The sequence below is a fragment of the Desulfosporosinus lacus DSM 15449 genome (assembly GCF_900129935.1).
GTDB classification, from domain to species: domain Bacteria; phylum Bacillota; class Desulfitobacteriia; order Desulfitobacteriales; family Desulfitobacteriaceae; genus Desulfosporosinus; species Desulfosporosinus lacus.
Genome location: NZ_FQXJ01000004.1, coordinates 25,140 through 45,819 on the forward strand (window position 1 = coordinate 25,140; position 20,680 = coordinate 45,819).

Genomic DNA, 20,680 nt, shown 5'->3' on the forward strand with positions numbered 1-20,680 from the left:
TTTAACGACTCTCCTTCAAATATGCAAGTGACATTTCCAGGGACGCCTTATCTTCTACGCGGAGGAGATGGGTATCAGGGGCAATCTTCTTAACTAAACCGGTTAAGACTTTCCCTGGCCCGCACTCTATGAAGGTATCGACTCCCAGTTCAAGAAGATGGCGGACAGATTGTTCCCATAAAACAGCACCACTGACCTGCTCGACTAGTGTTTTAACCGTTCGTTCCAGAGAGATAACCTCTTGACCATCAACATTCGCAATGACAGGACAACGTGGGGTTTGCCAAGCTGATCCCTCTAAAACCAAGCGCAGTTCTTCTCCCATTTTCTCCATCAGACGAGAGTGAAACGGCCCACTCACGTTGAGAGGTATAGCACGTTTGGCCCCTAAATTTTTCGCCACCTCTATGGCGTAAGCTACTGCAGCTTTCTCTCCAGAAATAACCACTTGTCCTGGACAGTTATAGTTGGCAGGGGCTACTACCCCCTGCTCAGATGCCTTAAGACAGGCTTCCTCTACTTTATCAGTTGACAGTCCCAGGATAGCAGCCATCCCTCCCTCACCGTTCGGAACCGCTCCTTGCATAAGCTCACCCCGTGATCTTACCACGCGTAAAGCCTCTGCAAAATCCAGACTGCCAGCAGCGACATGCGCTGAGTACTCACCCAGGCTGTGTCCAGCAACATAGTCTGCTTCAATTCCTGCATCTCGAAGTTGCTGCCAAGCCACCACGCTTACGAGCAATATTGCCGGTTGGGTATTTACCGTCTTTTGAAGTTCCTCTTCCGGACCCGCTTCTATCATCGAGATGAATTTACTACCTAAAATTTCACGCGCTGTCTCCAGAGCCTTCTCTCCACTTGGAGTCTGGAAAAGTTCTCTACCCATTCCGACATATTGAGATCCTTGTCCAGGAAAGACAAAGGCAAGTTTACTCAAATTAGGCCCTCCTATCTCCGAACCGTGCAGAGAGACGCTTGTATTCCTGTTCTGCAGATTGCATAATGTCCTGAATAATCTGGGCTGCAGGTTCAATGCATCTTACCGCTCCAGCAACTTGACCTGCCATGATCGAACCATTTTCTATATCTCCATCCACCATAGCTAAACGCAATTTCCCAATGCCCAGTTTCTCAAGCTCGGCTGCCAACATTCCTTCCCGTTCATGTTGATCCATTTCGCGCGTAAAGCGATTATCTAAACAACGAACAGGATGACCCGTTGAACGCCCGGTTATAACCGTAGAGCGATCTTTAGCTTTAAGAATTCTGTCTTTAATGAGTTGAGAAATCGTACACTCTTCTGCGCACATAAAGCGCGTTCCCATTTGTACCCCTTCTGCTCCAAGGGCTAAAGCTGCCACCAAACCTCGGCCATCCACGATCCCTCCGGCAGCTATAACTGGAATTCTTACAGCATCGACTACTTGAGGAACCAGCGGCAGGGTTCCAATCTCACCGATATGTCCGCCCGACTCCATTCCTTCTGCAATGAGTGCGTCAACCCCAGCCTTTTCCAGACGCCTCGCCAAAGCGACCGAAGCCACCACTGGAATCACCTTTGTCCCAACTTCTTTAAGTTTTGGTACATATTTCCCAGGGTTCCCAGCTCCTGTAGTGATCACAGGCACACGCTCTTCCAAAATAACCTGCATTACTTCATCCACAAATGGGGACATGAGCATGACGTTAACTCCATATGGTTTATTCGTAATCGCTTTCACTTTGCGGATTTCTTCACGCAACCAGTCTGCAGGCGCCTGTCCCGAACCAATAATGCCTAAACCGCCACTCTCCGAGACCGCTGCAACCAATTCTCCCGTCGAAACCCAAGCCATTCCCCCTTGGAAGATAGGGTAATCGATTCCGATTAGTTCACATATTCGTGTTTTTATCATACTTCTAAGCCTACTTTCGTCCATTTCAAAACACACGCGCCCCAAGTGAGTCCCGTGCCGAAACCTGCCATCACGATAATATCCCCCTCTGCAATACGTCCCGATTTGAACGTTTCATCTAAAGCGACTGGAATAGACGCGGCTGACATATTGCCATACTTATCTAAATTTACAACCACTTTATCCGGAGAAATACCAAGTCGTCTAACAGCCGCATCTACAATTCTAATATTGGCTTGGTGTGGAATAAGAAGATCCACATCCTCAATTTTTAAATCAGCATTCTTCAGAACCTTAACTGAAACTTCGCCCATAACTCGGACGGCGAATTTATAGACTTCCTTGCCCTCCATCTGAAGAGTGTGCAGATTTTTCTCGACAGTTTCAAGACTTGCAGGATACATAGAGCCCCCAGCCGGTTGACTTAGCAAAGCACCACCCGAACCATCAGAGCCTAATTCGAAACCTAAAAAGCCAAAACCCTCTTTTACAGGTTGCAAAACCGCGGCTCCTGCACCATCTCCAAAAAGGATACAAGTCGAACGATCTTTCCAGTTGAGCACCTTGCTTAAGGTTTCCCCGCCAATGACGAGCACTGTTTTATACATCCCTGTAGCAATAAACTGGCTGCCTGTCACCACTCCATAGATAAATCCACTGCATCCCGCTTCCAGATCAAAGCCTGCCGCATTTCTGGCTCCTAAACGGTCTGCTACAAGGCAAGCAGTGGCTGGAAATGCATAATCCGGGGTTATCGTAGCTACGATAATCAGATCGACCTCCTCAGGGGCGATTTGGGCATCTTCTAAGGCCTTCAACCCTGCTTGATAACACAATTCAGAAACAGGCATGTCCTTCGGGGCAATATGGCGTTGCTTGATCCCTGTACGTGAAATAATCCATTCGTCATTGGTGTCCAAAAACTGTTCAAAATCTTTATTGGTTACAATGTTTTCAGGAACATATGATCCTATCCCCACAATTCCCACACTACGCATCAATCGCAGTCCTCTTTTCTCATTCACTAGTCAGCCCAAACCTACTTAGGGAGATCTTCTCGAATTTGTTCAATCAAGTTCACTTGCACACACTCTCGAGCTACCCGAATAGCATTAAATATTGCTTTGGCTTTTGAACTCCCGTGGCAAATAATGCTGATTCCATTGACCCCAAGCAGTGGCGCTCCACCATACTCCGCATAGTCCATCATCCGGGCAATCTCTTTTAACCCCGGCTTCACAGCCAGTGCACCTAGTTTACGAACCATGTTTGAAGTAATCTTCTCCTTAATCTGCTGAAACAATACTCCAGCTAGCCCTTCTGCTGTTTTTAAGAGGATATTGCCTGCAAACCCTTCACAAACAACCACATCCGCTCGTCCATAGGGAACATCCCGCCCCTCTACGTTGCCGATAAAATTTACAGGGCTGGCTTTTAACAGGGGATAAGCCTTTTGGGTCAGCTCATTTCCCTTTCCTTCTTCGCTTCCTACGTTAAGCAGACCGACGCGGGGATTCTGAATTCCTAAGATTTTCGTCGCATAAACACTGCCCATCATCCCGTATTGGCAAAGTTGTTCAGGCGTTGCATCCATGTTTGCCCCTACATCGAGAATAAGTTTCCCACCTTCTGGAGTCGGCAGAATAGTAACAATGGCCGGACGTTCAATCCCCTTGATACGTCCCAAGCCTAAAAGTGCAGCAGCCATTTGAGCTCCAGTGCTTCCGGCACTGACTACTGCATCAGCTTCACCTTGTTTAACCAATCGAGTAGCAACGACAATAGAGGAATCTTTTTTCTTACGCACCGCATTAGCCGGATGCTCATCCATCTCTATAACTTCTGAAGCTTCATAAATTGATACATTTCCAGGCAAAGTACCTCCTGACAAAAAAGTTTGAATCCGCTCCTTTTGCCCTACCAATATAAGCTGAACATCCGGGCTTGATTTTGCGGCCATCATTGTCCCTTTAATGATCTCCTCCGGAGCATAGTCCCCGCCCATTGCATCCACAGCAATTCTCATTTATTCCACCTCCTTTTCCCATGCATCTGTGGAATCCTCTATCGCAAATAGAATCCAGTTTCCCTTAAGCACTTCCTCTGAACCAACACTGACTAATATTTGAACCCAGTATTTATTCTGTTTACGTTTGAGAACAATTCCTTTTGCGATAACAACTTCGCCCAACTGAACAGGCCTTATAAATTTTAATTCGACACTTCCAGTCAAAGCTACTTTAGCATCGACTAGAGCAATGGCGAGGGAATTTGCTTGAGCAAATAAATAATGACCGCGAGCTACTCTTGCTTTTGTCAAAACCATACTCTCATCAATCATCAGCTTTGAACAAGCTCTCTCTCCAATTACAAGTTCGAGTAATTCTCCGATTAGCTCCTGATCATCTAAAGACTTTAAGGTCGAATACGCCTCTTGAGCCACAGCGCGGGTTCGTTCTCGGAGTTCTGGAATCCCCAATTCTCCGCGATCTAAACGAATAGTAGAGACACTCACCTTAAACCGCTCAGAAAGCTCCTCGTCCGTAGAAAATGGGTTTTTTAAAAGCGCTTCACCTAAGAGTTTGCGGCGTTCTTCTTTACTGTATCGAGCCATCTAAATCACCATTTCTCATCTTGCATTTTTCTAAGTATTGAGTGCAATGCGCAAACCATTATAATTAACCTTCAAAATGAGTTTCGAAGCCCCAGGTTCATACTTCGTTCATCGTACTTCGAACCCCGATTTAGTACCTGGTCACAATTATAAACTATCTTATCACGCTTATCAAGAAATAACCCTGTCGAATTACTTCCTGCCCTTCGACATAACTAAACAAACAAAAAACAAAGAGCCCCTCAATATGAAGAGCTCTTTGTTCTTTTCCGTGCCAAACCTTAAGATTCAATAGCAATAACTGCCTTGGAATTATAAAACCCACAGCTAGGGCAAATATAATGCGGCATTTTTGGTTTATGGCATTGGGGGCATTCGATGTGGTTTGGTGCAGTTAGTTTCCACATAGCCCGACGTTTACGAACCCTTGACTTTGACTGTCGATGTTGCGGAACACCCATAATTACACCCCCTTTATTTTTTCTGAACTTAATCAGTCATTGGATTGCCACTTGGCCAGTGCTGCTAACCGGGGGTCAACTGTACCTTCCCCGCAATTACATGGGGTTAGATTTCTATTTACACCACAGTTTGGGCATAGCCCATGACACTCTGCTGAACAAACAAACTTCATCGGTAAAGCTAACACAATTTGCTCAAAAATACGATCCTTTATATCGATCTCATCTTTGTCCAAAAGGAGCGCTGTCTCAAGGAGATCTTCAGTAGCTAAAGTTCGAAACGCCCACTCATCTTCGTAATGAAGATCTAATGGATAAACGAACGACTCTAAACAGCGTCCACACGTTGCCTTGAGTTCTGTGTGAATAGTTCCTTTTACCAGCATAGCTCTACTGGTGTTGTTCACCTGAAGTTGCACATGTACCGGCGCTTGAAATGAGAGGGCTTCTATTCCCAAATCGAAGGCAGAAAAATCCTCCACTAAATCATAATGGACACTTTCTCCACCGCTGTGACGAACCTGGGCTACATTCACTTTCATAATACCACCCCAATACACATTCATTATTATAGTTGGCACAATTTTCTTTGTCAAGGAAAACTCTTTACACAAGTGTAATTGCTTTGGATTTATTGAATTAAGTCATGAGTCTCCAGAGCAATCATCAATTCTTCGTTAGTCGGAATTACCAAGACACGGCAACGGGCGTTCGGTTTGGAAACATCTACTTCTTCACTTCTGACCTTATTTTTCTCTGAATCAAGGTCTACTCCTATATAATCCAGGTTCTTACAGATAGCTTCTCGCATGGCCGAAGAGTTTTCTCCGACTCCTGCCGTAAATATAATCCCATCAACCCCACCTAATACGGCGGCATAAGAACCAATGAATTGCCGGACATCGTGTTCGAAAATATCTAAGGCAAGCCGTGCGCGGACATTACCTTGTCCCGCTGCCACTTCGATGTCTCTGAAATCACTGCTTATTCCTGAGACCCCTAAGGCACCGCATTTTGTATTTAGAAAGTCATTCATTTGATCTACGGTATAATTCTCTCTGCACATGATATAGGTAACAATCGCCGGATCCAAAGCACCTGAGCGCGTTCCCATCATAAGCCCGTCCAAAGGAGTAAAGCCCATAGACGTTTCAATCGATTTTCCGCCCCGTATGGCACATATGGAGGCGCCATTCCCTAAGTGACAGCTAATCAGCTTCAGATCGCTGAGCGGTTTCCGCAGAAGGACCGCTGCACGTTGACTGACGTACTTATGAGATGTACCGTGGAAGCCATATTTTCGAATCCCATACTTTTTATAATACTCATAAGGCAATCCGTATATATAACTTTTAGGCAACATGGTTTGATGAAAAGCTGTGTCAAAGACTGCCACTTGAGGAACTCCCGGCATCATCTTTTGACAAGCCATAATCCCCGCTATATTGGGTGGATTGTGAAGGGGTGCAAGCTCAACACATTCTTTAAGGGCTTTCATAACATCATCATCAATAAGCACGGATTTAGAAAATTTTTCCCCCCCGTGAACTACGCGATGACCTACCCCGCAGATGTCCTTTAAGTCTTTTAAAGCACCATATTGTGGAGAAACTAATGCCTCCAACACGAGTTTAATAGCTACGGTATGATTTCCAATCTCAGCTTGAATTACCTCTTTTTCTCCAGATCCTGTTCGATGGGTAAGTACTGACCCAGGAAGACCTATCCGTTCAACCAAACCTTTCCCAATAGCATTCTTCGTGGCCATGTCAATTACCTGATATTTTAGCGAAGAGCTTCCACAATTAATTACTAGAATCTTCATTTTTTATACCCCTTTGTAATTTTCCGAGCTCAAGAAGTTTTACAAGTATTAGTAAACTATAGTCTTCCCCGAAAAACGTATTTTCCACTTACTTAATGGCTCCATTTCTTTCCACAAAAGTTGTTTCATTGTTTCATAAAAGAGTGTAGCACAAAATCCAAGCTTTTTTAACCCCTCACGCCATTATTCTCTTAATCTCAGAACATTTCGTCAACGCTATGTTCCGTCCAAGCCGAATCCCTTCTTCAGCCCGGTCAAACTGAAAACTTCCAATATGTCCGATATCAGGTTGCAACAATAAATCTGCACCATGACATTGCGTACGAAATACCTCATCTTCCAAAATCTCGATGGATTGCAACAAGATATCCATTGCGCTGGTCAGTTTATTGGCCAATCCCTTTTTTACATCCACTGCTAAAACCTTATCGGCTCCCATTTCCCGAGCAACGTGTACTGGTAAACGATTTTTAACTGCACCGTCAACTAGAAGACGACCTTGATAACGATAGGGCTTAAAAAATCCTGGAATTGAAATGCTTGCCCGAACAGCCTGGGCTACACTCCCCTCGCGAAATACGACAAGTTCCCCTGTTTCAAGATCTGTCGCTACGATGGCCAAGGGAATTTTGAGATTGGCAAATGACATATCTTTAGTCAAGAGGCGAATTACTTCAAGAATCCTATCCCCTTTTATCAGTCCTTCTTTAGAGACAGCCGGGTCCAATATTTTCTTGGCAAACCCTGGATAGGTCAACAGGCGTTCGATGCGATAAAGATCCATTCCAGCGCACCACAAAGCACCGAATATAGCTCCTGCACTACACCCGACCACCAAGTCCATGCTTATCATTTCTTCATCAAGAACTTGCAGAAACCCTAAATGAGCAAACCCCCGCGCACCTCCGGCACCCAAAACAAGTCCTTTTATTGGATTCATTTGATTTTCCCTCCCTGTGACTTCTAGGGCCCGGCATTCTTCCATATAAATTATGAAGGAAGGTGTGTTTTCATGTCCAATGTTATCCGTGTCCTTGCCTTAAGTTTACTCGCCCTCGGTATGTTTATCTATCCACAAGAAGTACTTAGTTCCGCCGGCGGAGGATTGACCCTATGGTGGCGTTTCGTCCTCCCTGCCTTGCTCCCTTTTTTTATACTTTCTGAACTCCTGATGGCTTCGGGATTTGTTCATTTTCTGGGCGTTCTTCTGGAATCGTTTATGCGTCCAGTCTTTCGCCTTCCCGGTAAAGCAGCCTTTGTTGTGGCCATGGGCTATACTTCGGGATTTCCTATGGGAGCAGTGCTCACCGCCAGACTTCGCAATGACGGAGAAATAACTCGCGAGGAAGGGGAACGTCTCTTAGCCTTCACGAATAACCCCAGCCCTGGATTTATGTTTGGTGCTGTGGCCTCCGGCATGCTTGGGAAGCCAACACTGGGAATACTATTAGCTGGCTCTATCTATCTAGCTAACTTAATTGTTGGGTTTTTGTTTCGATTTTATAGGGTGACTCCTGGACCCCAACACACTGCCACATTCCCTTCAATTAAACGGGCATGGCAGGAAATGACAAATGCCCAGACCCGAGATAAGCGCACGTTTGGGCAAGTCCTAGGAGATGCCATTAAGCAGAGTACAAACACAGTTCTTATGGTAGCTGGATTTATGGCTATTTTTTCGGTAATCCTTCGACTTTTAAACCTCTGGCACATTACCTTAATATTAGCAAGTTTAAGCCATAGTATTTTTCGAATCATTGAAATTCCTGTTTTTAAAGCATTTTTTAATGGTCTTTTTGAAATGACGCTAGGCTGCCAGGAAGTAATACAAGCCCTTTCCATGCTCGATCAGCAAGTAGCCCTTCTCGCTCTCCTCATGGGCTGGGGTGGACTTTCCGTCTTCGCTCAAGTCGCTGGATTAATTAGCGGTACAGATTTACGTTTCTCCTCATTCCTGATAGCAAGAGTTCTTCATGCACTTATTGCACTCGGACTGAGCCAACTCTTCCTCCTAGTTGCTGAGGTACCCGCCTGGACCAGGCCTGTCCGAATTGCTGACCCCTCCGTTTTTTTCTGGAATACTTGGCATATCAGTTCTCTTGTGTTTATGGGGTGCATGTCTGTTCTTGCCATCCTTGCTTTTGTTGGAGTTCGCAGATCAAGAACCTAATACAAGGAAAAAAGAGTGAGATTTACTCACTCTCCTCAATTTCAGACTTTCCCATTCGCTCTTCTTTGGCTAATCCCTTTAATTCTTCTCGATTTTTACGTAAGGATTGAAGAGTTTCATACAAGCTCTGCTCTACATGTTTTAGCATTTCATCAGCGTATTGAACCGCCCCAGTTTTTACTTCACGCGCAAAAGTTTGTGCTTGTTTAACAATATCTTCACCATAGTCTTGAGCCTGCTTTACCACTTCATTTTCCAAGGCCATCTTATCAACATATGTTTTCCCTTGATCCAAAAGTTTCTGTGCTTCTGCCTGAGCTTCATCTAAAATACGTTGACGTTCTTTTAAAACCCATTTAGCATTTGTAATTTCTTCAGGTAAGGCCGCACGCACACGATCCAGCAATTCAAAAATCACTGCATCATCCACTAAAACCTTTCCCGTCATCGGAATTTTAGTTCCATGATCAACAATTTCTTCCACTTCATTAATTAAACTCTGAATATCACTTTCCACTTATATCCTCTCCCTCGTCATACATCCATTCTCTGTAGGTACCATATTTTTGTGTCACCGTATTCCGCTGTTTTACGAATTTCAAACGGATAAAGGTCATCCGTTAACTTTTCGTCTTTAGCCGTCTCAGCGATGATAACTCCATCATCGGATAAATAAGAGTATTCCTTCAAGGATTGGAGAACCTTTGGAATAAGTTCCTGTCGATAAGGAGGGTCTAGAAAAATAAGATTAAACACTTCATCTGGATATCTATGTATGAACATGAAAGCATCCATTAAAAGAAGTTTGGACTTTTGGCTAACCCCTACTTGTTCGAGATTTTTCCGGATAACTTGATACGCGTCATAGTTCTTTTCCACCAGCACTGCCTCACTCGAGCCACGGGAAAGGGCTTCAATCGCCAAGTTTCCTGTTCCGGCGAAAAGGTCTAACACACGAGAGTTCAATACCTTGTCCCCTAAAACGCTAAAAATAGCACCCTTCACTTTATCTGAGGTCGGGCGCGTATGTAACCCTTCTACCGCCTTAAGTTGTCGTCCACGCATTTCTCCTGCAATAATCCGCATAAAGCCCTCCAAGTTACATTATAGCAGTTATAAATTTTAACTGCTACAAAGACTTGCAATATAATTAATTTTAGTATATCTGCTATCTGCATTTTCCGGCCAAAAACATGAATCTCATTATATCTCATTTTTATTTCTAGTTCGGCAAGACTCATTGGATAATTAATCCTAATGGCCTAAATCGCATATTAGAAATTATTGTTATCAAGTTCTGTAATCTACAGTATACCACAAGAAAAGCCTAAATTCCCTGTATATCGTTGCATATCGTTTTACTTTTTGTCACATACTAAACTTGGCAAATGATGCTTTTGAAAATCATTATATGCCCTTCCCCCATCCAACTCTTCCTTCGTTTTCCTCTGTTCACTGGGTGCTTTTTCTAGCCCCAGTGACTTTTTTAAAATCCGTCATTCTGACACTAATTACACAAATGCATTTAAAGGAGTAAACAAACCATGAAGAAATCGGAACTCTATCAACATCTGAATGTACAACTAGATCTAGCTGTTGAAGCACATCAGCTCCTGCGAGGAGAAAGCGGGGAAGAAATCCCTGGTGTCCTAATGAATGAACAAGAACTCGAACATGCCAAAGTCACTATTATCACAGTTGAAACCGACGAAGGAGTCGAGGCAATAGGAAAACCGAAAGGACACTATATCACCATTGATGCTCCTGAAATTCGCACTAATAATTATGTTGTTCATGAGGATATTACTCATGTACTTGCAGACAGATTAATTGAACTAATGAATCTTAAGGAAGACGCCAGCATCTTGATCGTCGGATTAGGTAACTGGAATGCCACACCCGATGCTTTGGGACCTCAAGTCATTGACAAAACAATGGTAACTCGCCACCTATACCAACTCTCACCTGACGAATTAAAAGGGCAACTCCGAAAAATTAGTGCCATTGCACCAGGTGTATTGGGACTTACCGGAATTGAAACCGCTGAAATCATTCGTGGTCTTGTAGAGCACGTCAAGCCGGATTTAGTAATTGCTATTGATGCTCTGGCAGCTAGCTCTTTAGAACGTATTGGGACAAGCATTCAACTTGCTGATACTGGCATTCATCCAGGTTCAGGTGTTGGAAACCGAAGAGCTGGAATTACTGAAGAAACAATAGGGTGTAAGGTTATTGCCATTGGACTTCCAACAGTTGTCAATGCTGGGGTCATTGCCCACGATGTTGTTGAAGGTGTGTTTAAAGAATTTGTTACCAGCCCTAAACTCTATCAACTTTATAAGGGCATAAAACCCGAAGTATTTAGTCAAATCATTGATGATGTGCTTTCTCCGTTTCAAGGAAATTTGATGGTTACACCTAAAGAAATTGACTCTCTAATAAAAACCGTCGCAAAAATAATTGCAGGTGCTTTGGCTATCAGCCTGCATCCGGGAATCGATCGGGAAGACTATGAGAGATATTTGCAGTAGATTGGGGATGGAATGAATTGCATGTTCACCAAGGCTTCGAGATGTGATTCTTTGGGGTTCTCCTGATGGTTCTCTTTGAAAGTTCATTTCATTCCTGGATGGGTTACGACGAGGGTTGGGACGTGTGAATGTTGGAAAAGGGCCAGGCTTTTTCCAACCTGACCCTTTTCCTTATGGATTATTGTTGTGGGGAATTAGGAAAACTTTTGTGTTTTCGATTTGCAATCCCAATCTCTTGAGCAACCTCATACTTGAACTTCTCTAATTCGGGTGTCAGTTGAACCATAGGTTTAGTTAACTTAGCCAAAGCTTAACCCCTCCTTAGACTTCATTTTTAAAGACAGCGGACCTGCTTCGCCGCTGTCTCGCCTAGTAAGTTTCCTTCTTTCAGTCTGATCTTATTATTCGACCATTTGATTAAGATCATACTCGGAAATTCTTCCCAAATCTAAGACTTCATTCCATGAGAATGTCTAGCATTTTCTGGGTATTGTTAATAAAAGCACGCATTATTTGATAATGTTCAGTGCCTTCATACTCAACAATTTTAAATCCCTCTTGAATCTCGTATATTCGTGCCTGAGGGTAAGCCATAATGATTGGAGAATGCGTAGCAATAATAAATTGGGAACCTTGTTGAACCAATTCATGTATTCTCACAATCATCGACATTTGCCTTGAAGGGGATAAAGCGGCTTCTGGTTCATCCAGAATATATAGCCCTTTCCCTCTGAATTTATTTTGGAAAACTGCAAAGAAGGACTCTCCATGTGATTGTTCATGAAGAGATTGCCCTCCATAGGAGTCGATCAAAGGTGGTCCAAATGAGGGTTCAGAATCCAATTTATCAATATTTGTCGCCAAATTATAGAAGCTTTCCGCTCGTAAGAAAAAGCCATCTTCTGGTTTTCTTAATCCTTTGATTAGCTTAATATATCTATTCAAGTGGGAATGAGTAGCTCTAGATGAAAAATTGAAGTTCTTAGTTCCCCCTTCAGCATTAAAGCCATAGGCAACTGCAATTGATTCCAATACAGTTGACTTCCCTGAACCATTTTCACCAACAATAAATGTTACTTGGGGATGAAATGACAGTGATTCTAAATTCTTGATAGCCGCTAAATTGAAAGGATATTCGGTGAATGAGGGAACGGTATCTCGACTTAATTCGATAGATCTTATGAACTGATCTGATCTTCTTGATCCCATCTCCAAGACCTCCTAATGCACCCCTATATCCTCTGGAGGAAATCTTTTCAGTACTTCTTTGAAAAGCAGTTCAAATCTTTCAGGATTTTGCAAGGCTTTTTGGGTCATCTCATAAGCCTTCTCCACAAGCTGTCCGTCTCGGGAAAGATCAGCAAGGCGTAATTCGGCTATGCCATGCTGTCTAGTCCCTAATAACTCCCCTGTTCCACGCAGGCGCATATCTTCTTCCGCTATTTTAAATCCATCTTCAGTTAGGCATAAAATATCCAAACGGCGACTGTCTTTGTTTCCCGCCAACAAAAAGCAATAAGATTGCTCACTCCCCCGTCCAACACGTCCTCTAAGTTGATGTAACTGGGCAAGGCCGAATCGTTCTGCAGATTCTATTACCATAACTGAGGCATTTGGAACATTCACTCCAACTTCCACCACAGTTGTGGCAACCAAAATATCAATTTCCCCTGCATTAAAGCTCTTCATAATTTCTTCTTTTTCAGCGCCCTTCATTTTTCCATGCAAAAGGGCGATGCGATGGTCCGGAAATCTCACTTGTAAATCTGTTGTTCTCTGTGTCGCGGAAATGAGATCGAGGGTTTCTGATTCGTCTACCAATGGACAGACTACATAAATTTGCCTTCCTAGATTGATTTGCTCGTCTAGGAATTTCTCCATTTTTGGACGGGAACGTTCTGATAATTTACGGGTAATGATCGACTTTCTGCCTACTGGCATCTCATCAAGCACCGAGAGCTGCAAATCTCCATAAAGCGTTAAGGCCAAGGTTCTTGGTATGGGTGTGGCAGTAAGAACTAAAACGTGAGGACTCTCACCTTTGCTCTGAAGCATTGTACGTTGCCGTACGCCAAAGCGATGTTGTTCATCAGTTACCGCAAGACCCAGGGCCTTAAACACGACCGTTTCTTGGATAAGGGCATGAGTTCCTACCACGACTTGCGCCTGACCATTTTCAATCATTGCAAGTGTACTCTCTCTTAACCCTTTATTCTGACTGCCAATCAAACAAACTACGCTGATCCCCAAAGGAGTGAACACTTTCTCAAGCGATTGAAAATGCTGTAATGCTAGAATTTCCGTGGGGGCCATCATAGCCCCTTGATACCCTGAACCTACTGCGCGTAACAGAGCGGCCATGGCAACCGCCGTCTTACCAGACCCAACATCCCCTTGGACCAAGCGAGCCATCCCTTGCGGTTTAGCTAAATCTTGGAATATTTCTCTAATAACACGTTGCTGAGCTATCGTTAGTTGAAAAGGCAAAGCTTTATAAAAACTCTGGATCAACTCATCTCCACCTAACAAAGGAGGGCTTCCCTGGCGTACCATGCCTTGGCGAAGTCCAGCTACCGCTAATTGCAAAAAGAGAATCTCTTCCCAGACCAATCGATCCCTCGCTTGGGAGAGACTGGCATAATTCTTCGGGAAATGAATCTCTCGATGGGCTAAGGGGCGCTCCATCCACTGTCTTAAAACTTCTTGAGGCAAGATCTCTGGAAATTCTTCCTCCACCTGCCCCAAAACACCTTGAATTAAACCACGTATTACTTTGGAGGATAAGCGTGCCGTTTCTGAATAAACCGGTAAAATTGTTTGGGCACCTAGGTCAGAAACATCCGTGCGACTATTTACACCAGCCTTTTCAATATCCGTTACTAAAATTTCAGGTGTTTGTTGCTGCCAACGGACCTTTCCCGTAATTAATACTTGTGTTCCTACCGGATATTGTTTGAGGATAAATGGTTGATTAAACCAAGTTGCGTGAATGAAGCTCCCAGCTTGCTCGATACTTAACTTCACAACTTTCATCTTTCCGCTCGTCACATGCCCAGCTGCTACTTTTCCCTCTACTGTGGCCAACTCACCATCTTTTAGCTCAGCTATCATGCGCTTGCGGCGATCTTCATACCGACGAGGATAATACTTTAGCAAGTCTATTATATTATGTATCCCAAGCTGTTCAAGTTGCCTGGCTCTTTCAGGACCAACCCCTTTAAGGAATTGTAAAGGCCTCGTTCGCAAAGACGTGCTTTTGCTTTTTGAACCTTTTGAGCCCTCAGGGGAAGGTTTAGGACTTTCTCTTTTTTCTTCAACATTCTGGTTTATTTGAAATTCAAATGTTGTGTTTGTCTGTTCAGGGGGTATTTGAAGGTAGCCTTTCACGTCTGCTTTTCTATCGAATATTTCTTGTTTCTTGTGTATTCGATCTTCTAGCGGTGATTGACTTTGCCCTAAAGCATCCTGAGCTTCAATCGTTATTTCTTGCAGGAAGCGTCGAAGTTCGGAAAAAGCCTCTCTGCGACGGAGCGGATTCAGAGTTAGATAGTTCTGAGCCAACTTTCTCAACAAATCCATATCCTTTTGGGGAAACAGCTTTTCAAGTCTGGGAAGAATCCCGCGCAAAAAAGAATTAAATCCACCCAACACCCCGGCATTTGTAAAGCCCTGTCTTTCTTCTGCCAGAAGTGCCCTTTGGAAATTGTTTAAAACTAATTGAACCTCTGTAAGCTTCATAGGAAATCAGCCTGAATCCGGCGGCCCGTTGGGGTAACTGCAAGGCCCCCTTGTGCTGTTTCCTTTAATGCACAGGGCATTTGTTTTCCGATCTGGCCCATTGTATCGATAACCTCATCAATCGGAATCGCACTCTTCACACCTGAAAGCACCATTTCAGCCGCTGCTAGTGCTATCGCAGCTCCCGTAGCATTTCGTTTAACACAGGGAACTTCAACAAGTCCACCTACAGGGTCACAGACCAAACCTAGCATTGATTTCATGGCAATCGCCGCAGCATCGGCCGCCTGTCTCGGAGATCCTCCGGCTAATTCCACTGCCGCCGCTGCAGCCATAGCCGCTGCTGATCCGATTTCGGCCTGACATCCGCCCTCAGCTCCAGAAACACTGGCTCGTTCAGTAAGGATCATTCCCAATCCCGCAGCCGTGAAGAGAGCAAGTATGAGATCATGCTCTGAAACTTTACAGGTCTCCTCGACCGTAAATAAAACCGCTGGAAGCACTCCACAAGAACCTGCAGTCGGTGCAGCTACGATTTTACCCATACAAGCATTGACCTCAGCCACCGCAAGTGCCTTAGCAATGGCACCGCTTATTTGGTCACCGACCAGACTGATGCCCTTTTTCCTGCGATCTTCGACTTTAGCCGCGTCACCGCCTACCAACCCAGATAATGAACGTCGTTTCCCGATTAACCCTGCTTCAACGGACTCCCTCATCACTTTTAAGTTAGTGCTCATACGTTGGAATAGCTCTTGCTCCGTTTGTTCCAGTTCTTCTATCTGGTCTTGGAGTATAACTTCACTTAGTTTTATTCCTTTAGTTTCAGCCTCAATAACCCAATCTTCATAGGCTCGCATTGAATTTCCTCCTAAATTATAAAGGCTCAACAGCCATTACTTGCTCAATTTTGGGCAATTTTCTCATTAGATCAAGAACGGCATCGTTAATCGTTTGATCTGTCTCTAGAATCATCAGGGCTTTGGCCCCCCTCTTTTCACGTGAAACCCGCATGCTGGCAATATTAATTTGGGCCGTTGCCAGAAGGAGAGTCACTTGGGCGACCAACCCCGGGAGATCCTGGTGCAAAATTACCAGTGTGGGATAGTCCCCTCGAATTTCCACTTGAAAGTCATTGATCTTATGAATAACTATAGTTCCTCCCCCAACAGACGAACCGACCACTTGAACCTGGCCACCTGATCTTCCAACTAAATCAAACTTCACAGTGTTAGGATGAACCTCTCCGAGATCTGCAATTTCATACTTAACTCTTAGACCTCTTTCCTTGGCCAACTTAGGGGCATCTGGTATCCTTTCGTCATCAGGAAGCAAGCCTAGAAGTCCTGCGAGTAACGCTAAATCTGTCCCATGCCCCCTCCCCGTTTTTGCAAACGAACCATGCAGAAAAATCGACCCTTCAACAGGTTCATCTCCCAAGATTTTTCTAGCCATTCCTCCCAAGCGAACTGCACCAGCTGTGTGTGAACTAGACGGACCAACCATGATAGGTCCAAGAAGATCAAATACATTACTCTTTCCCACAACTTCCCCCCCAATATTAATGGAAAACTTGGCCACACCTGGCCATATAAGAAAAAACCTCCGGAAAAATTCCGGAGGTTAACCTATTCCACACCAAAGATATAATAGTAGAGCGGTTGCCTACCGGGATGAACCTCAACTTCGATGCTTGGATTCTCTTCTCGGAGCCAATCCTGGAGACGTTCAACCTCTTCAAGTTTTGTATCTTCTCCATAAAATATTGTAACCAAGTCATGGGTTTTCCATTCCATTTTATCCAATGTTGATTGCGCCACTTCATATAACGATTTTCCCGTAGAAACTATTACATCTTCAATCAATCCTAATATATCACCATCTGAAATAGTTAAATCCCCATATTGAGAGTCCCTGACAGCATAAGTTACTTCCCCGGAGCGAACACTACTTAGCCCTCGTTCCATATTCTTAATATTCGTCTCAGCTTCTCCCTCACTATTAAAACTCAGTAACGCCGAAATCCCTTGGGGTATCGATTTACTTGAAATCACATGTACTTCTCGTTCCTGCACAACATCTTTTACTTGACGGGCGGCCATGATGATATTCCCATTGTTCGGCAAGATAAAAACTTGTCGAGCAGGAACCTTCCGGACTGCCTCAGCAAGATCTTCAGTACTTGGATTCATAGTCTGCCCACCGAACACCACCTCGTCGGCACCCAGACTTATAAAGACATCCGCAATTCCCTGACCCATTGCAACGGCTACCACACCAAACTCCTTGAGCGGTTGGCCTTGATGTTCAATTTTCGTGTCAGTCTGCAAATCCTCCGTTGTCTCATTTTCTTTCATGGCATGGGCCATGTTCTCATTTTGCTCTAACATATTATGGATTTGAACTTGGTGAAGTGAACCCCATTGTATGGCATAGTCCAAGATCTTACCTGGATTTTTGACATGCACATGAATTTTTACCACTTCGGACGTCCCTACAACAAGCAGGCAGTCCCCACGGTCTAATAAATCTTGTTTCATCTGTTCAACACGCAAATCAGTTCCCTTTACCAAGAATTCTGTGCAATAAGGGTAGTCCAGGTTTTCGATTTGCATAAATTCTTGTCTTGTTGCAGTAGATCCTTCTACATTTGGCTTTAGCGAACTTTCCGTTTCGCTCATGGTATCTGAAATAGACGTTTCTCCTGTTAATACTGCAATCCACCCACCCAAGATTACGAGGAACCCTTGCCCGCCAGCATCAACTACCCCAGCTTGTTTAAGCACGGGCAACATTTCCGGTGTTTTGGCTAGGCTTTTTAATCCCTTTTGCTCTGCTTCTTGAAGAGTCTCCAGCAGAGATCCACCACTCTTGGCCATGGCTAAGGCTGCTCGCGCTGTCTCCTTCGAAACCGTTAGGATCGTGCCCTCAACTGGTTTCATGACGGCTTTATAGGCGGTATCTACCCCTGCTTGCAACGCTTGAGCGACTTGAAGAGCATTGGCCGTATTCAACCCTTCCAAACCTTTGGCAATACCCCGCAGGAGCTGGGAAAGAATAACCCCTGAATTTCCGCGAGCACCCATTAAAGACCCCATCGAAGCGGCTGCGGCAACTTCTCCGATAGATTTGCCAGTTATCTTTTCCGCGTCCCTCGCGGCAGACTGAATCGTTAAGTACATATTCGTTCCAGTATCCCCATCTGGTACAGGAAAGACATTCAGAGCATCAACCTCATGCTTTTTTAATTCTAGGGCCTTCGCCCCCGATGCCATCATCTGTCTCCATAGTTGTCCGTCTAGAACACTTGTTACCTTTGCAGCTGCTGGTCTCAAAACCATATCCCCCTAATCTTTTACCTACTCTAAAACGCGAACACCTTTTACGTTCACATTCACTTGGGATACGTTTAATCCCGTAAGCTTCTCAGTGGTATAACGAACGCGCTCCATAACACTAGCGGCAACTTCAGAAATCTTAACGCCGTATCCAACGATGATATAAAGATCAATAACAACTTCATTGTTATTAATGGTAACCACCACACCACGGGCCAAATTCTCCCGTCGCAACAAATCGGCTACTCCATCCGTAATTTTACGTGAAGCCATACCGACTAAGCCGTAACACTCAACCGCCGTAGCACCTGCAATCGTGGAAATGACTTCTTCAGAGATTTCAATTTTACCTAAATGATTAATGATTTCTTTTCCCATATAAGGACCCTCCCCTTCCGGTATCGTCCACGTTGAACTTATTCTACCAAGGAAATGAAAAATGTTCAAAGAAAAAGTGAAAAAAATTCAATAGAACTCTTAGTATTTCTTCATATGATGAAATAAATTCCAAATTCCAGGCGAATTGGCCCTAACTCAATCCTTCTAAATAGGAACTCCAAGGATATTTAAGAAAAATCCGCTAAGGAACCTTGCCAACCAGCAAGAGTTTTGATAAAATGAATAAGTGTCATTTCGGCTGCAAAGGAGGTTTAGCGCATGGCTAATGTTTGTGCTGTATGCGCCAAAGGAGTAGTCACTGGATTTCAAGTCAGCCACTCTCATATAAGAACAAAGAGAACTTGGAAACCAAACTTGCAAAACGTTCGTGCAATAGTGAACGGCACTCCTGCCCGGATCAAAGTTTGCACCAGATGCTTACGTTCCGGTAAAGTACAACGCGCTGTCTAATGAATCAAAAGCCCGACATTTGTTCGGGCTTTTTTCATACTCAAGCTCCACCTCTTTTTCCCCACCCAGAGGGTGTGATTTTGCAGAGTGAACCCTTTAGGCTGAGTAGCGTCAATCGCGCTTAGATTTCGAAGTGCCAGCGTGGCAGAGGTTCACATGCAGAACCACCCAGAGGTTTGCCAACGCTCGCTTCGAAATCAAGCGCAATAGCGACGGCGCCTAGGGTGAGCTGTGCAACATCACACCCTCGCGCGCAACAACATCACGCCCTCTCCCAAATTCCCCGTAACTCTTCAACATTAAACTGAAAATGTTCATTGCAAAAATGGCATACCATCTCGGCTTTTTCATCCGCGATCAGGTCTGCTATTTCTTTTTTACCCAGGGACACCAAGGTGCCACTCAAACGTTCTTTTGAACACGTACATGTAAATCCAACCGAACGTCGCTCTAAGACATGATAAGAGAGTTTCCCCATCAGATGACCCAATAACTCGTCCATGTTTTCACTCTGGGCGGCCATCTCACTAATACCAGCCCCTAACATCCCAAGCTGACTTTCAATCGCTTGGATATCTTCTTCGGTTGCCCCAGGCAACGGCTGAATCAGAAATCCGCCTGCTCCAGCAACATGATAATCTTTTTCAACCAAAACCCCGAGCAACATGGCTGAAGGAATTTGTTCAGAAGATAACAAGTAATGCACTAAATCCTCGGCAATCTCCCCGCTAACCATAGGAACCGTTCCAGTATAGACCTCACCATTTTGCAAACTTCTGCTAACTGTTAACTCACCGCAACCAACCGCTGCGCCAACGTCAAGCTTACCAGAAGCCTTAAGCGGCAGGTCCACCAAAGGTTCCCGAACATAACCCCTTACCTCACCCTGTGCATTTCCAACAGCAACAACCCCCTCCAGAGGCCCGTCACCTAATAAGCGCAAAGTAACACTCTCTTCACCTTTGAGGGAACTGGCCAGAATAAGAGCTCCAGTCATCAACCTCCCTAACGCTGCCGTTGCCACCGGAGACATACCATGACGTCTGCGCGCTTCCTCCACCGTATCCGTTGACTTCACCAAAACCCAACGAGCATTCCCCTCAAGCATAGTACCAATCCAAAGCTCATCATGTTGCATAATCGTCTTCCTTATCTATAATCTTATTTTTCTAACATGAAATATGATGTAACGAACACCCAGAACAACATACACACCTAGTCTATCCCTAGCAAGCGCTCATTACACTCCCATTCAA

At 44.4% G+C, this 20,680-nt stretch carries 22 protein-coding genes; 3 read left to right on the top strand and 19 right to left on the bottom strand.

Annotation, left to right across the window (positions count from 1 at the left end):
- Position 1 precedes the first annotated feature (1 nt).
- The 9 genes from fabD to BUB11_RS04525 all read right to left on the bottom strand — a co-directional run bounded on the left by fabD (position 2) and on the right by BUB11_RS04525 (position 7,738).
- Positions 2 to 940 (bottom strand): ACP S-malonyltransferase, encoded by a 939-nt coding sequence (gene fabD / locus BUB11_RS04485; protein WP_073028248.1) that lies wholly within the window; start codon positions 938 to 940, stop codon positions 2 to 4.
- Position 941: 1 nt separating this feature from the next.
- A complete protein-coding gene (gene fabK, locus BUB11_RS04490; RefSeq protein WP_073028249.1) occupies positions 942 to 1,898 on the bottom strand; it encodes an enoyl-[acyl-carrier-protein] reductase FabK in 957 nt (318 codons plus the stop codon).
- Positions 1,895 to 2,896 carry a beta-ketoacyl-ACP synthase III gene (locus BUB11_RS04495; RefSeq protein ID WP_073028250.1) on the bottom strand — a complete coding sequence of 334 codons (1,002 nt, stop codon included), beginning with the start codon at positions 2,894 to 2,896 and terminating at the stop codon, positions 1,895 to 1,897. The genes fabK and BUB11_RS04495 overlap by 4 nt, the downstream gene beginning before the upstream one ends.
- A gap of 41 nt (positions 2,897 to 2,937) precedes the next feature.
- Positions 2,938 to 3,924, bottom strand: a complete 987-nt coding sequence (plsX, locus tag BUB11_RS04500) for a phosphate acyltransferase PlsX (protein ID WP_073028251.1) — start codon at positions 3,922 to 3,924, stop codon at positions 2,938 to 2,940.
- On the bottom strand, positions 3,925 to 4,512 hold the full coding sequence (gene fapR, locus BUB11_RS04505; protein WP_073028252.1) for a transcription factor FapR: 588 nt from the start codon (positions 4,510 to 4,512) through the stop codon (positions 3,925 to 3,927).
- A 281-nt stretch (positions 4,513 to 4,793) separates the two neighbouring features.
- Positions 4,794 to 4,973 carry a 50S ribosomal protein L32 gene (gene rpmF, locus BUB11_RS04510; protein ID WP_007786364.1) on the bottom strand — a complete coding sequence of 60 codons (180 nt, stop codon included), beginning with the start codon at positions 4,971 to 4,973 and terminating at the stop codon, positions 4,794 to 4,796.
- Positions 4,974 to 5,005: 32 nt separating this feature from the next.
- Positions 5,006 to 5,515 (bottom strand): YceD family protein, encoded by a 510-nt coding sequence (locus BUB11_RS04515; RefSeq protein WP_073028845.1) that lies wholly within the window; start codon positions 5,513 to 5,515, stop codon positions 5,006 to 5,008.
- An 89-nt stretch (positions 5,516 to 5,604) separates the two neighbouring features.
- Positions 5,605 to 6,798 (bottom strand): acetate/propionate family kinase, encoded by a 1,194-nt coding sequence (locus BUB11_RS04520; protein WP_073028253.1) that lies wholly within the window; start codon positions 6,796 to 6,798, stop codon positions 5,605 to 5,607.
- 175 nt (positions 6,799 to 6,973) lie between these two features.
- Positions 6,974 to 7,738 carry a patatin-like phospholipase family protein gene (locus BUB11_RS04525; protein WP_073028254.1) on the bottom strand — a complete coding sequence of 255 codons (765 nt, stop codon included), beginning with the start codon at positions 7,736 to 7,738 and terminating at the stop codon, positions 6,974 to 6,976.
- A gap of 72 nt (positions 7,739 to 7,810) precedes the next feature.
- On the opposite strand from BUB11_RS04525, the gene ylbJ reads away from it, so the two are divergent.
- The gene (gene ylbJ, locus BUB11_RS04530; protein ID WP_073028255.1) at positions 7,811 to 8,968 is read left to right on the top strand and encodes a sporulation integral membrane protein YlbJ; all 1,158 of its coding nucleotides are present in this window, start codon (positions 7,811 to 7,813) and stop codon (positions 8,966 to 8,968) included.
- Between the two features lie 22 nt (positions 8,969 to 8,990).
- Here the strand turns inward: ylbJ and BUB11_RS04535 are convergent, their stop codons facing one another.
- Together BUB11_RS04535 and rsmD are read right to left on the bottom strand one after the other, a co-directional pair.
- The gene (locus tag BUB11_RS04535; protein WP_073028256.1) at positions 8,991 to 9,485 is read right to left on the bottom strand and encodes an ATPase; all 495 of its coding nucleotides are present in this window, start codon (positions 9,483 to 9,485) and stop codon (positions 8,991 to 8,993) included.
- A 17-nt stretch (positions 9,486 to 9,502) separates the two neighbouring features.
- Complete coding sequence (rsmD, locus tag BUB11_RS04540) at positions 9,503 to 10,054, bottom strand: 16S rRNA (guanine(966)-N(2))-methyltransferase RsmD (RefSeq protein WP_073028257.1); 552 nt, start codon at positions 10,052 to 10,054, stop codon at positions 9,503 to 9,505.
- A 458-nt stretch (positions 10,055 to 10,512) separates the two neighbouring features.
- On the opposite strand from rsmD, the gene gpr reads away from it, so the two are divergent.
- The gene (gpr, locus tag BUB11_RS04545) at positions 10,513 to 11,499 is read left to right on the top strand and encodes a GPR endopeptidase (RefSeq protein ID WP_073028258.1); all 987 of its coding nucleotides are present in this window, start codon (positions 10,513 to 10,515) and stop codon (positions 11,497 to 11,499) included.
- Positions 11,500 to 11,677: 178 nt separating this feature from the next.
- Here the strand turns inward: gpr and BUB11_RS04550 are convergent, their stop codons facing one another.
- The 7 genes from BUB11_RS04550 to BUB11_RS04580 all read right to left on the bottom strand — a co-directional run bounded on the left by BUB11_RS04550 (position 11,678) and on the right by BUB11_RS04580 (position 18,953).
- Positions 11,678 to 11,806, bottom strand: coding sequence for a small, acid-soluble spore protein, alpha/beta type (locus BUB11_RS04550; protein ID WP_143187546.1), 129 nt, complete (start codon positions 11,804 to 11,806; stop codon positions 11,678 to 11,680).
- 149 nt (positions 11,807 to 11,955) lie between these two features.
- Complete coding sequence (locus BUB11_RS04555) at positions 11,956 to 12,708, bottom strand: AAA family ATPase (RefSeq protein WP_073028259.1); 753 nt, start codon at positions 12,706 to 12,708, stop codon at positions 11,956 to 11,958.
- Positions 12,709 to 12,720: 12 nt separating this feature from the next.
- Positions 12,721 to 15,237: an ATP-dependent DNA helicase RecG gene (gene recG, locus BUB11_RS04560; protein WP_073028260.1), complete on the bottom strand. Its 2,517-nt coding sequence runs from the start codon at positions 15,235 to 15,237 to the stop codon at positions 12,721 to 12,723.
- Entirely contained in the window at positions 15,234 to 16,097 is an 864-nt protein-coding gene (gene sdaAA, locus BUB11_RS04565) for an L-serine ammonia-lyase, iron-sulfur-dependent, subunit alpha (RefSeq protein ID WP_073028261.1), read from the bottom strand. The genes recG and sdaAA overlap by 4 nt, the downstream gene beginning before the upstream one ends.
- 16 nt (positions 16,098 to 16,113) lie before the next feature.
- The gene (gene sdaAB / locus BUB11_RS04570; RefSeq protein ID WP_073028849.1) at positions 16,114 to 16,782 is read right to left on the bottom strand and encodes an L-serine ammonia-lyase, iron-sulfur-dependent subunit beta; all 669 of its coding nucleotides are present in this window, start codon (positions 16,780 to 16,782) and stop codon (positions 16,114 to 16,116) included.
- 83 nt (positions 16,783 to 16,865) lie between these two features.
- Entirely contained in the window at positions 16,866 to 18,578 is a 1,713-nt protein-coding gene (locus BUB11_RS04575) for a DAK2 domain-containing protein (protein ID WP_073028262.1), read from the bottom strand.
- An 18-nt stretch (positions 18,579 to 18,596) separates the two neighbouring features.
- Entirely contained in the window at positions 18,597 to 18,953 is a 357-nt protein-coding gene (locus tag BUB11_RS04580; protein WP_073028263.1) for an Asp23/Gls24 family envelope stress response protein, read from the bottom strand.
- Between the two features lie 279 nt (positions 18,954 to 19,232).
- On the opposite strand from BUB11_RS04580, the gene rpmB reads away from it, so the two are divergent.
- Positions 19,233 to 19,424: a 50S ribosomal protein L28 gene (gene rpmB, locus BUB11_RS04585; protein ID WP_073028264.1), complete on the top strand. Its 192-nt coding sequence runs from the start codon at positions 19,233 to 19,235 to the stop codon at positions 19,422 to 19,424.
- A 262-nt stretch (positions 19,425 to 19,686) separates the two neighbouring features.
- Here the strand turns inward: rpmB and hslO are convergent, their stop codons facing one another.
- Positions 19,687 to 20,562, bottom strand: coding sequence for an Hsp33 family molecular chaperone HslO (gene hslO / locus BUB11_RS04590; protein ID WP_073028265.1), 876 nt, complete (start codon positions 20,560 to 20,562; stop codon positions 19,687 to 19,689).
- Positions 20,563 to 20,680 lie beyond the last annotated feature (118 nt).